At 68.1% G+C, this 10,895-nt stretch carries 9 protein-coding genes; 3 read left to right on the top strand and 6 right to left on the bottom strand.

What is annotated here, in order from left to right:
* Positions 1-538 (top strand): nucleotidyl transferase AbiEii/AbiGii toxin family protein (locus QZW52_RS16495; protein ID WP_294000755.1); only part of this gene is annotated, 538 nt, incomplete at its 5' end.
* Here the strand turns inward: QZW52_RS16495 and QZW52_RS16490 are convergent.
* The 4 genes from QZW52_RS16490 to QZW52_RS16475 are packed head-to-tail and all read right to left on the bottom strand — an operon-like array spanning position 504 to position 5,085.
* Positions 504-1,541 carry a PDDEXK nuclease domain-containing protein gene (locus QZW52_RS16490; protein WP_294000753.1) on the bottom strand — a complete coding sequence of 346 codons (1,038 nt, stop codon included), beginning with the start codon at positions 1,539-1,541 and terminating at the stop codon, positions 504-506. The genes QZW52_RS16495 and QZW52_RS16490 overlap by 35 nt on opposite strands.
* The gene (locus QZW52_RS16485; RefSeq protein ID WP_294000752.1) at positions 1,538-3,376 is read right to left on the bottom strand and encodes a type I restriction-modification system subunit M; all 1,839 of its coding nucleotides are present in this window, start codon (positions 3,374-3,376) and stop codon (positions 1,538-1,540) included. Before QZW52_RS16485 ends, QZW52_RS16490 begins: the two co-directional genes overlap by 4 nt.
* 42 nt (positions 3,377-3,418) lie before the next feature.
* On the bottom strand, positions 3,419-4,453 hold the full coding sequence (locus QZW52_RS16480) for an AraC family transcriptional regulator (RefSeq protein ID WP_294000750.1): 1,035 nt from the start codon (positions 4,451-4,453) through the stop codon (positions 3,419-3,421).
* Positions 4,453-5,085 carry a response regulator gene (locus QZW52_RS16475; RefSeq protein WP_294000748.1) on the bottom strand — a complete coding sequence of 211 codons (633 nt, stop codon included), beginning with the start codon at positions 5,083-5,085 and terminating at the stop codon, positions 4,453-4,455. The genes QZW52_RS16480 and QZW52_RS16475 overlap by 1 nt, the downstream gene beginning before the upstream one ends.
* Positions 5,086-5,320: 235 nt before the next feature.
* On the opposite strand from QZW52_RS16475, the gene QZW52_RS16470 reads away from it, so the two are divergent.
* A complete protein-coding gene (locus QZW52_RS16470; protein WP_294000746.1) occupies positions 5,321-7,360 on the top strand; it encodes a catalase in 2,040 nt (679 codons plus the stop codon).
* A 21-nt stretch (positions 7,361-7,381) separates the two neighbouring features.
* Here QZW52_RS16470 and acuI read toward each other — a convergent pair whose 3' ends face one another.
* Both acuI and QZW52_RS16460 read right to left on the bottom strand, forming a co-directional pair.
* Positions 7,382-8,383, bottom strand: a complete 1,002-nt coding sequence (gene acuI / locus QZW52_RS16465) for an acrylyl-CoA reductase (NADPH) (protein WP_294000744.1) — start codon at positions 8,381-8,383, stop codon at positions 7,382-7,384.
* 98 nt (positions 8,384-8,481) lie between these two features.
* Positions 8,482-10,209: a tannase/feruloyl esterase family alpha/beta hydrolase gene (locus QZW52_RS16460; protein WP_294000742.1), complete on the bottom strand. Its 1,728-nt coding sequence runs from the start codon at positions 10,207-10,209 to the stop codon at positions 8,482-8,484.
* A gap of 94 nt (positions 10,210-10,303) precedes the next feature.
* On the opposite strand from QZW52_RS16460, the gene QZW52_RS16455 reads away from it, so the two are divergent.
* Complete coding sequence (locus QZW52_RS16455; RefSeq protein WP_294000741.1) at positions 10,304-10,786, top strand: MarR family winged helix-turn-helix transcriptional regulator; 483 nt, start codon at positions 10,304-10,306, stop codon at positions 10,784-10,786.
* Positions 10,787-10,895: the final 109 nt, after the last annotated feature.

The raw sequence follows: 10,895 nt of genomic DNA, 5'->3' as shown, positions 1-10,895 counted from the left end.
CGAGCCCAACGAGTCGCACTTCATCCAGCCAGACATTGCCGCGCAACTTCCCGATCTCGCCTTTCCCGGCGCACGGGTGAGCGTGCTGTCCCCTGCGCGCACGTTCTGGGAAAAGGCCACGCTGATGCACGTCGCTTGTCAGCGCGGCGAATTCGGCACCCAGGCCGAGCGGCTGTCCCGCCACTGGTATGACTTGGCACGGCTGGCGGCGCTGCCGCACGGGAACACCGCGCTGGCGGATCGCCACTTGCTGGCCGATGTCGTCCGGCACAAGAAGGTGTTCTACAGCACCGGGTACGCCCGGTACGACGATTGCCTGGTGGGTCAGTTGCGCCTGATTCCCGACGGTGCGGCCTTGGTGGCGCTGCAAGCCGACTTTCAGCACATGGTCGATGCAGGGATGTTCATCGGGGAGCCTCCGTCATTCGGCGCGATCGTCGATCGACTGCGGGCGCTGGAAACGCAGATCAATGCACCCGTGGCTCCGATTTCGCCAGACGCCCTCAGCCCGTCTGCCCCTCGGCCTCGCTCAGATTGAGCTGATAGAACTCATGCAGCTTCTGCTGCAACAGCCGCTTGTCGGGCAGTTGCGTCTGGTACTCGGCGATCAGCGCGGGCGACAGGCTGCGGCTGAGCGCGTACTCGACCACCTCGTCGTCCTTGCTCGCGCACAGCAGCACGCCAATGGCCGGGTTCTCGTGCGGCTTCTTCACGTCCCGGTCCAGCGCCTCCAGGTAGAACGACAGCTTGCCCAGGTACTCCGGCTCGAAGCGCCCCACCTTCAGCTCGATCGCCACCAGACAGTTCAGCCCGCGGTGGAAGAACAGCAGGTCGAGCGCGAAGTCCCGCCCGCCCACCTGCAGCGGCGATTCGGACCCGATGAAGCAGAAGTCGCGCCCCAGCTCCGTCAGAAAATCCCGCAGCCGCACCAGCAGGCCGCGGTGCAGATCGGCCTCGCTGTGCGGCTCAGGCAGGCCGAGGAACTCGACCATGTAGGCATCGCGGAACACCTGCTGCGCCTGTGGCTGCATTTGTGTCAGCAGTGCCGACACTTTTGGCGGCTGCAACACCACCCGCTCGAACAGCGCCGCCTTGAACTGTCGCTCCAGATCCCGGCTCGACCACCGCTCCTGCACCGCCATGCGCAGGTAGAACGCGCGCTCTTCGGGCCGCTTGCTCTGGCTCAGGATGATCAGGTTGTGTGTCCACGGCAGTTGCCGCACCAGCACCACGGCATCAGTCGCATCCCGGTACAGGTCATGGAACTGCCGCATCCGAAAGAGGTTGCGGCGCGTGAACCCACGCAGCCCCGGATGCGTCCGGGCGATGTGCGCCGCCAGTTGATCCACGACCCCATCGCCCCACTCCGCCGCCGCGATCTTGCGGCTGATGACGGCGCCAACCTGCCAGTACAAATCGATCAGCGCGGCATTGACCGTCTGCACCGCCCGTTGTCGAGCGGTGTCGATGAGCTGGACGATCTCGGTGAAACCGGCCTCCTCCAGCGGCGGCTCGCCAGCCGCGGTGGTGGGCGTACTCATGCCGACAGCCCCTCGATCATCTGCTTGATCCGATCCGTCGAACGCTTCAGATCCGCATCGATCTCCGCCAGCGACCGCGGCGGCTCGAACACATAGAAATGACGGTTGAACGGCACCTCGTAGCCCACCTTGGTCTTGTCGTGGTCGATCCACGCATCCGGCGCGTGCGGCAGCACCTCGCGCTCGAAATACGCCTGCACGTCCTCCGACAGCGGCACGTTCTCCGTGTCGCGCAGCGCCGCATCCGCCTGCGGCTTGCCCTTGAGCTTGCCTTTCTGCCCGAGCACGACCGCACCCGCCGCATCCCGCAACGGCCGCTCCACCGTGATCGTCCGGTACCCGAAGTCCTCGTTGCGGAAGATGCGCGAGACCGGCGCCTTCTTGCGCTGGCCACCCGCCGGCACCTCCGGCAGCCGATCCCCATCGGGCACCACCGACCGGCCCGCTTCGCGCCCGTCCGCGTCGAACACGGTGACGAGGTTCGCCTCCATGAACGCGCCGAACAGCCGCGTGATCTCGGCGATGTGGGCCTCGCTCAGTTCCTTGCGCTTCGAGCCGAGGCTCTTGCGCATCTTCTGCCAGAAGCCCGAGGCGTCGATGAGCTGCACCAGCCCCTGCCGGTCGTCCACCTTGCGGTTGCTGAGAATCCAGACGTAGGTGCTGATCCCGGTGTTGTAGAACATGTCCGTCGGCAGCGCGATGATGGCTTCGACCAGATCGTTTTCCAGCACATGCCGCCGGATCTCCGACTCGCCCGACCCCGCGCCACCCGTGAACAGCGGCGAGCCGTTCAGCACGATGCCAAGGCGGCTGCCGCCCTGCGCCGCCGGCCGCATCTTCGACAGCAGGTGCAGCAGGAACAGCAGCGACCCGTCCGACACCCGCGGCAGCCCCGGCCCGAAGCGCCCGGCGTGGCCCATGCCTTCATGCTCCTGGCGGATCTCCTTCTCGATCTTCTTCCACTCCACGCCGAACGGCGGGTTCGACAGCATGTAGTCGAAGGTCTTGCCGCGCAGCCCGTCCTCCGACAGCGTGTTGCCCAGCACGATGTTGCGGATGTCCTGCCCCTTGATGAGCATGTCGGCGCGGCAGATCGCCCAGGACTCGGCGTTCAGCTCCTGCCCGGACAGCGTCAGCCGGGCACCGGGGTTGATCGACTTCAGGTGCTCGTCCGCGACGGACAACATGCCGCCCGTGCCCGCCGTCGGGTCGTAGAGCGTGCGCACGGTGCCGGGGGTCTGCAGCGCGGCGTCGTCCTCGACGAACAGCAGGCCCACCATCAGCCGGATCACCTCGCGGGGCGTGAAGTGCTCGCCCGCCGTCTCGTTGGAGATTTCGGCGAACTTGCGGATCAGCTCCTCGAAGACCGTGCCCATCGCGGCGTTGTCCACCGTGTCGGGGTGCAGGTCGAGGTGGGCGAACTTCTCGGTGACGAGGTAGAGCAGCTTCGCCTTGTGCAGCCGCTCGACCACCGCCGCGAAGTCGAACCGCTCGAAGATGGCGCGCACGTCGGCCGAGAAGCCCTGGACATAGCTGTCAAGGTTGTCGCGCAGGTGGTCCTGGTCGCCCATGAGCTGCGGCAGGTCGAGCGCGGACGTGTTGTAGAAGCCGAGACCGGTCTTGCGCGTCAGGACCGAGCCGTACACCTTCTCGGGTTCGCTGAGCCGGTATGCCTGCAGCACCGCCGCCTTGGTCGGCGCCAGCACGCAGTCCAGCCGGCGCAGCACCGTGAAGGGCAGGATCACGCGGCCGTACTCGGACTGCTTGAAATCGCCGCGCAGCAGGTCGGCGACGGACCAGAGGAGGGCGGAGAGGTTCTGTGGGGTCGCAGACATCGTGGGGGGCATGGGGGAACAGCCGGCAGCGGGAACCCCCGATTATTCCGGTATGGCGTCCCCCCGCGACTGCCCGCGAAACGCGGAGGGCAAGACACCCGCCCAACGCTGGAACGCCCGCGCAAACGTCTTCTCGCTGCTGAAGCCCAGCAGCAGCGCGATCTGCTTGATGGGCTTGGGCGTGCGACTCAGCAGTTCCTTGGCGCGTGCGTAGCGCACCTCGTCCTTGAGCGCCTGCAGCGTCGTGCCTTCCAGACCGAGCTGTCGGTACAGGGTGCGCACCGACATGTGCAGCGCCGAAGCCAAGGCTTCCGCGTTGAGCATCAGCTCCGGCTGGCTGGTCAACAGTTCGCGCACCCGCTGCACCAGCAATTGCGCCGGCCGGTAGGGCCGCACCACCAGCGGCAGCGAGTGTTGCAACATCGCCTGCAGCGAGGTTTCGCTGCGCACCATCGGTCGGTCCAGGAACTCGCCGCGAAAGCTGAGGCTCGCCTGTCCCGCACCGAACCGCACCGGGCCGGGGAACAGCAGCCCGTAGACCCGGCTGTGCGGCGGTGTCTCGAACGGCAAAGCCATGTCGGCGAGCGGAATGTGCGCGTCAATGAACCAGCAGGCCAGCCCGTGCAGACCGCGTAGCATCGACATCACGCAGAACTCGCGCACAGGCCCCAGCGGCTGGTGTTCCTGCACCAGCACCCGTGCCAGTGCCCCGTCCACCTCCACCGACAGCGAGATCTCGTCCACCAGCAAGCCATGCAGCCGGCACCAGCGCCGCAGCGCCACCCCCAGCGTGGGGGCGGTCACGGCCGCGCGGGTCAACATGCCATACGTGCCCCAGCGCATGCGGCGCGAGAACCAGCCCAGGGCTTCATCGTCGAGTTCACGCATGGCCGCCTGTCCCAGCCATTCCAGTTGCCCAGCGGTGATGCGGGCATCGGGGTTGTCGAGCTGCTCGGGGCGGATGCGGGCGGCCAGCAAGGCCGCCGAAGGATCAACGCCATAGCGGGCGTAGGCATGCACGACGGCTTGAACGAAGGCAATCGGCGTCTCGGTGCGCAGGCTCAGCAGACGCCGCATCACTGCATCAGCCCATTTTTCAGCGCGTAGTAGGTCAACTCGCTGTTGGACGACAGCCCGAGCTTGCCCATCACCCGCGAGCGGTAGGTGCTGACGGTCTTGACACTGAGCGCCAGGTGGTCCGCGAGACGGCCGATCGTGGTGCCGCGGGCGAGCTGCAGAAAGACCTGGAATTCGCGGTCGGAGAGCTGGTCATGCGGCGGACACAGCGCCTCATCCCCCGCGCGGCTGGCGAGCTGATCGGCCACGGCAGGCGTCACGTAGCGGCGACCGCGGTGGACGGTGCGGATGGCGCGTGCGATCTCGGCCACCTCGCAGCCACGCCCCAGATACCCACGGGCACCCAGCCGCAGCAAGGTGATCGCGCAGTGGGTCTCGGGCGTCTGGCCCACCATCAGCACCGGCAAGCCCGGCCGCCGCAGCCGCAGCGCCCGCAGCACGTCCACCCCACAGTAGTCCTCGATCGACAGGTCCAGCACCACCACGTCGAGGTCTTCGCGCCCGGCCAGCATCTGGGCCTCGCGGCCATTCTCCGCTTCGGCAATGACCCGCAAGTCCACCTCCTTCGACAGGATGTGTCGCAGTCCGGCGCGGACGATGGCGTGGTCGTCGGCAAGGGCAATCTGGATCATGGTGTTCACTCCTTCGGTGGTTTTTTCTGGTGCCAAGAGAAAGTCTAGGCAATCATCTGGCGCATATCGTGCAAAAAGACACGCTTATTCCGCCTCGCACACTGAGTGGGGGTGGGCGTGTCAGAGTTGTCCTACGACCGATCGGGTGGCTGGCCGACCGCCGCGGGATGCCAGCCTGCCTAGCCTTGGCAGGCCGTCACTCTCGACGGTGACCCACACCGACAGGAGTTCTCCAATGCCCGCCCGCATGACCACGTCCACGCTGCTGCCGCTCACGTCCAACCAGGGTGTGCCGCTGTCCGACAACCAGAACTCGCTGCGGGCCGGTGCCCGCGGCCCGACGCTGATGGAGGATTTCCTGCTGCAGGAGAAGATCACCCACTTCGACCACGAGCGCATCCCCGAGCGGGTCGTCCACGCCCGCGGCTCGGCGGCCCATGGTCATTTCGAATGCACCCGCGACTGCTCGGACTGGACCCGCGCCGCCTTCCTGTCCCGCGTCGGCCAGCGCACGCCAGTGTTCACGCGGTTTTCCACCGTGGCAGGTGGCGCCGGTTCGGCCGACACGCCCCGTGACGTGCGCGGTTTTGCGGTCAAGTTCTACACCGAGGAGGGCAACTTCGACCTCGTCGGCAACAACATCCCGGTGTTCTTCATCCAGGACGCGATCAAGTTCCCCGACCTTGTCCACGCCGTGAAGATGGAGCAGGACCGGGGTTATCCACAGGCGGCGTCGGCACACGACACCTTCTGGGACTTCATCTCGCTGATGCCCGAGTCGATGCACATGGTGCTGTGGGCGATGAGCGACCGCACGATTCCGCGTTCGCTGCGCATGATCGATGGCTTCGGCGTCCACACCTTCCGGCTGGTGGATGCGCAAGGGGTGTCGCGCTTCGTCAAGTTCCACTGGCGCGCGGCGCTGGGCGTGGCCTCGACGACCTGGGACGAGGCGGTGAAGATCGCAGGCGCGGACCCGGATTACCACCGCCGCGACCTGTGGGAGTCGATCGACCGGGGTGATTTTCCGGCGTGGGAGCTGGCGCTGCAGGTGTTCGACGAGGAGACCGCCGCGTCCCTGCCCTTCGACGTGCTGGATGCGACCAAGCTGATCCCGGAGGAGCTGGTGCCGCTGCAGGTGGTGGGCCGCATGGTGCTGGACCGCAACCCGGACAACTTCTTCGCCGAGACCGAGCAGGTGGCGTTTTGCCCGGCACACCTGGTGCCGGGGATCGACCTCAGCGACGATCCGCTGCTGCAGGGACGGCTGTTCTCGTACACCGACACGCAGCTCAGCCGGCTCGGCGGCCCGAACTTCCACCAATTGCCGATCAACCAGCCGCGCTGCCCGTTCCACAACTTCCAGCGCGATGCCGTGATGCAGACTGCGGTACCGCAGGGGCGCGTGAACTACGAGCCGAACTCGCTGGCCCCGGACGGCCCGCGTGCGTCCCCCGAGCGCGGCTTCACGACTTGGCCGGCACCGACCACTGGCACGAAGGTGCGCCAGCGATCCGAGACGTTTGCCGACCACTACTCGCAGGCGCGGCAGTTCCTCGCCTCGCTGACGGCACCGGAGCAGCGGCACACCGTGATGGCGCTGGCCTTCGAGCTGAGCAAGGTCACGGTGCCGGCGATTCGCACGCGGGTATTGGGGCACCTGGCGGTGATCGACGAGGGCTTGGCGGCGGCGGTGGCCGAACGGCTGGGCCGACCCGCCCCGGCCGCCGACGCCCGCCCGCCGGTGGCCACGGCCCCGCAGGATCTGCCGCCCTCCCCGGCGCTGAGCCAGCTCGCCAGCCGGGCCGGCACCTTGACCGGACGCCACCTCGCCGCGCTGCTGGCCGAGGGCGCGGACGGCGTGCTGCTGACCGCCCTGCAGCGCACCCTCGCCAAGGCGGGCGCCCGGCTGACGCTGGTGGCCGAGAAGATCGAGGGGGTGCGCCTGGCCGATGGCAGCGCGCAACCCGCCGATCAGGCGCTGGCGGGGGCACCGTCCTGCCTGTTCGATGCGGTGGTGGTCATCGGCAGTGAAAACGGCATCGCCCCGCTGCTGACCCACCCTGCCGCGCTGGACTGGCTGCGCGATGCATGGCGGCACCTGAAGGTGATCGGGCTGGACGCGGCCGGCACGCTGCTGGCGCACGCGGCGGGCCTGCCGACCGACGAGGCGGTGGTGGCCGTGGCCAAGCGCAAGGGCATCGAGACCTTTGCGCAGATGGCCGCCAAGGGCAAGCACCACGCCCGCGAGGGCGCGCCCGGCACCGACTGCTGACGGTGCATCGCCCGCCGCAGGTCAGGCGTTCACGTCCACGACGACCCGCCCGCGGACCTTGCCGGCCAAGATATCCACAGCCGCCTGCGGTGCCTCGGCCAAGGTGATCGTGCGGGTCATCGACGCGAGCTTGCTGCGGTCCAGGTCCGCCGCCAGCCGCGCCCATGCCTGCTGCCGGCGACCGATCGGGCACATCACCGAATCCACGCCCAGCAGCCGCACGCCACGCAGGATGAACGGGGCCACGCTTGTGGATAAGTCCATCCCCTGCGCCAATCCGCAGGCTGCGACCGCACCGCCGTAGCGCGTTTGCGCCAGTGCATTCGCCAGCGTGTGCGAGCCGACCGAATCGACGACACCGGCCCAGCGTTCCTTCTGCAGCGGCTTGCCGGCTGTGGATAACCCGGTGCGATCGAGGATATCCACAGCCCCGAGCGCCCGCAGATAGTCGGCTTCATCGAGCTTGCCCGTGGACGCCACCACCCGGTAGCCCAGGCCGCTCAGCAGCGCAATCGCCACGCTGCCCACGCCACCGCTCGCACCCGTGACCAGGATCTCGCCACTGTCCGGCCGCACGCCCGCGTCTTCGAGCGCCATCACGCACAGCATCGCCGTGTAGCCCGCCGTGCCGATCGCCATCGCTTCGGCTGTGGATAACTCGGCGGGCAGCGCGATCAGCCAGTCGCCCTTGAGCCGCGCTTTCTGCGACAGGCAACCCCAGTGCGTTTCACCCACGCCCCAGCCATTGTGGATAACTCGGTCGCCCACCGACCAGCGCGGGTCTGTGGATAACTCGACCGTTCCCGCCCCGTCGATGCCCGGCACCATCGGCCACTGGCGCACGACCGGGCTGCGGTTCGTCAGCGCGAGGCCGTCCTTGTAGTTGATCGTCGAGTGGGCGACACGCACGACGACATGGGCCTCGCCGGTGTGCGCCACCAGCTCGTCGTCGGTCAGGTCGTCGCGCAGACGGGCTGCGAAAGCGCCGTCGGTCTTGGTGAGGTACAGGGCGGTGAAGGACATGGAGGGTCTCCGGTGGTCGCTGGTGGACTGCAGCCGAAGATTGAACCATGGCCCTCCCCGCCCGTCTGTCACGCGGGTTCAGCCGTGCGCTGTGCCGCTCATTGGCAGGAGAAGTTCGCCGCCAGCTCCAGGCTGCCGCTGCCCTTGTACTTCGCGACCTTCGGGTAGGCGCACAGCGGACGGGTCCGCGTGGCCGCCCAGCCGGCCGGCACTTCCGCGTTGACACCGCCGGCATTGCCCGTGCCGCGCGCGGTGGCGATCACCGCGTCCGGCGCCTTGCCCTGCTCGACCCACTGGACCAGCGGCGTGAGCATGTCGAACTGGTCGGTGGCGGGACCGCCCGAGCAGTGGTTCATGCCCGGCACGCCATAGAGGCGGGCGAAGTTGCTGGCATCGCCGTCGTTGGCGCTGGCCAGGTTCTTGATCCAGGTGACCGAGTCATCGTAGGAGAACACCGCGTCGCTGACCCCGTGGTAGACCATCACCTTGGCGCCCCGGTTCTTCAGCACCGACAGATTCGACGGGTTCGGCGGCGTCATGAAGTCCATGCCGGAGACCGCGTAGGTGGCGCTGGTGGCGGTGATGCCGGCGGCCAGCGCGTCGATCGAGGCGGTCAACGGGTTGGCGAGGAACGCGGGCGTGGCGTTGAACACGACGCCGGCCGCCAGAGGGTCCAGCGCCAGCGAGTTGACGAACTCCCACGTCGCCCAGCCGGTCCCGGAGATCCCGGCGTCGAAGGGGAAGGTGTTGTAGACCGCGCTGCCGGTACTGGTGCGGGCGCCTGCGTGGATGTTGGTCAGGACATCCTTCTGCAGCGCGGTCAGGCAGGTGCCATCACGCGCACCGCTGCAGGTGGGCACATCGTCGGCCAGGCTGAACGCCTTCTGGCAGGCGGCGGTGTCCGAGACGATGCCGTCAGCGGCGCTGTCCAGCGCGTCGCACTTGGCCAGGATGCGGCCGGCGATCATCGTGCGCTCGGCGGGGGTGAAGGCGGTGGACAGGTCGGCGATCGTGGAGCCGTTGGCCACGGTCGTCGCGCCGACGGTGTAGGCCCGTGCGTATTGCTGGGCGCCCCAGATCTGCGAGACCGCGGCCTTGGGCAGGTTGTAGCCCGGCGCGCCGGCCAGGAAACCGTCGTACTCCTCGGCCAGCCGGCTCGTGGCCACCAGCGTGTGGCGCCCGCCGTTGGAGCAGCCGCCGAAGTAGGAGCGGTCCGGCGTGCGGCCATAGGCGGCCTTGACCAGCGCCTTGGCCATCGGGGTGAGCTTGGCGGCGGCCTGGTAGCCGTAGTCCAGACGCGCTTGGGGTTCGAAGCCGAAGGCCGCCGTCTGTGCGCCCGTGTGGCCAGCGTCGGAGCTGATGACCGCGAAGCCCTGCAGCAGCGCGTGGGTGTTGGGGCCGCCGCCGGTTGCGCCGGTGGCGGTGACGACACTGCCGTCGAGGCCGCCATTGCCCTGGTAGAAGAACCGGCCGCTCCACGCCTGGGGCAGGCGCATCTCGAAGCCAATCGCGTAGGTCAGCCCGTCGCTGCCGGTGCGCGAGCCGAGCTTGCCGGTGACGAGGCAGTGTTCGGGGACCGGAGTGCCGGCCAGGGTGAGCGTGCCGGCGGCCACGGTGGCGGCGCTGGCGATGGTGACGCCGGCATAGGTGAAGCCGGTCAGGCTGGCGCAGGCGGCCGAGAGCGTGCCCGCCTGGGCGGCCGAGAGCTGGGGCAGGGCCGTGGGGGTCGCGGCCGTGTCGTCACCGCCGCCACAGGCCACCAAAGCCGCTGCTGCGGCCACCGCTGAACAGGCCATGAGGGGCCGGTGACTGAAGAATCCGCGCATGGTGTCTCCTGATGCGTCTGTCGATAACTACTTAATCTAATTAAGTAAAAGTGCAACCGAATCGGTGAATTCCCTCGGATTGCTACACTGCCCCATGCCCCACACCAAGCGCCCTCTTTCGGAACTCACCCCCCAGGGCGGCCTGGAGGAGCGGGGTATCCACGACCTGTTCGGCTACCAGCTCGCGCAGGCGCGGATCGTCACCGACGAGGTGTTCGAACGGGTGGTGAGCGGGCCGCTGGGGCTGCGGCCGGTGGAGTTCACGATCCTGCAGTTGGTGAAGGAAAACAGCGGCGTCACGCCGTCCAAGCTGGCCAAGGCGCTGGCGATGACGGCCCCGGCGATCACGACCTGGCTCGACCGCATGGCCCAGCGCGGCACGCTGCTGCGCGAACGCAGCAGCACCGACCGGCGCGCACAGTCGCTGCACGTCACGCCCGAGGGCGAACGGCTCGTCTCGCAGGCGCTGGCGCTGCTGCTGCAGACCGAGCGGGCGCTGCTGGCGGGGTTGTCGGAAGGGGAGCGGCAGATCCTGCTGGAGCTGCTGCACAAGGTGGCGTGCGCTCGGGCGCGTTGAGGCGTTGCGGTTGATGCTGCTCACCAAGATCGGCGGAAGGGGTCAGGTGTACGAATGAGCAGCCATGTTCATGCGTGCCTGGCGCGAGCACAGGGGCATGACCCTGCAG

Origin of the sequence: Sphaerotilus sp. (assembly GCF_013299175.1) — a bacterium.
GTDB lineage: Bacteria > Pseudomonadota > Gammaproteobacteria > Burkholderiales > Burkholderiaceae_C > Sphaerotilus.
This window is presented reverse-complemented; position numbering and strand designations above follow the sequence as displayed.

What these genes read in the sequence shown, in the direction of transcription:
- QZW52_RS16490 (WP_294000753.1), bottom strand. Translation starts at nt 1,541, where the DNA reads ATGAGTACGCCCACCACCGCGGCTGGCGAGCCGCCGCTGGAGGAGGCC.
- QZW52_RS16485 (WP_294000752.1), bottom strand. Translation starts at nt 3,376, where the DNA reads ATGTCTGCGACCCCACAGAACCTCTCCGCCCTCCTCTGGTCCGTCGCC.
- QZW52_RS16480 (WP_294000750.1), bottom strand. Translation starts at nt 4,453, where the DNA reads ATGCGGCGTCTGCTGAGCCTGCGCACCGAGACGCCGATTGCCTTCGTT.
- QZW52_RS16475 (WP_294000748.1), bottom strand. Translation starts at nt 5,085, where the DNA reads ATGATCCAGATTGCCCTTGCCGACGACCACGCCATCGTCCGCGCCGGA.
- QZW52_RS16470 (WP_294000746.1), top strand. Translation starts at nt 5,321, where the DNA reads ATGCCCGCCCGCATGACCACGTCCACGCTGCTGCCGCTCACGTCCAAC.
- acuI (WP_294000744.1), bottom strand. Translation starts at nt 8,383, where the DNA reads ATGTCCTTCACCGCCCTGTACCTCACCAAGACCGACGGCGCTTTCGCA.
- QZW52_RS16460 (WP_294000742.1), bottom strand. Translation starts at nt 10,209, where the DNA reads ATGCGCGGATTCTTCAGTCACCGGCCCCTCATGGCCTGTTCAGCGGTG.
- QZW52_RS16455 (WP_294000741.1), top strand. Translation starts at nt 10,304, where the DNA reads ATGCCCCACACCAAGCGCCCTCTTTCGGAACTCACCCCCCAGGGCGGC.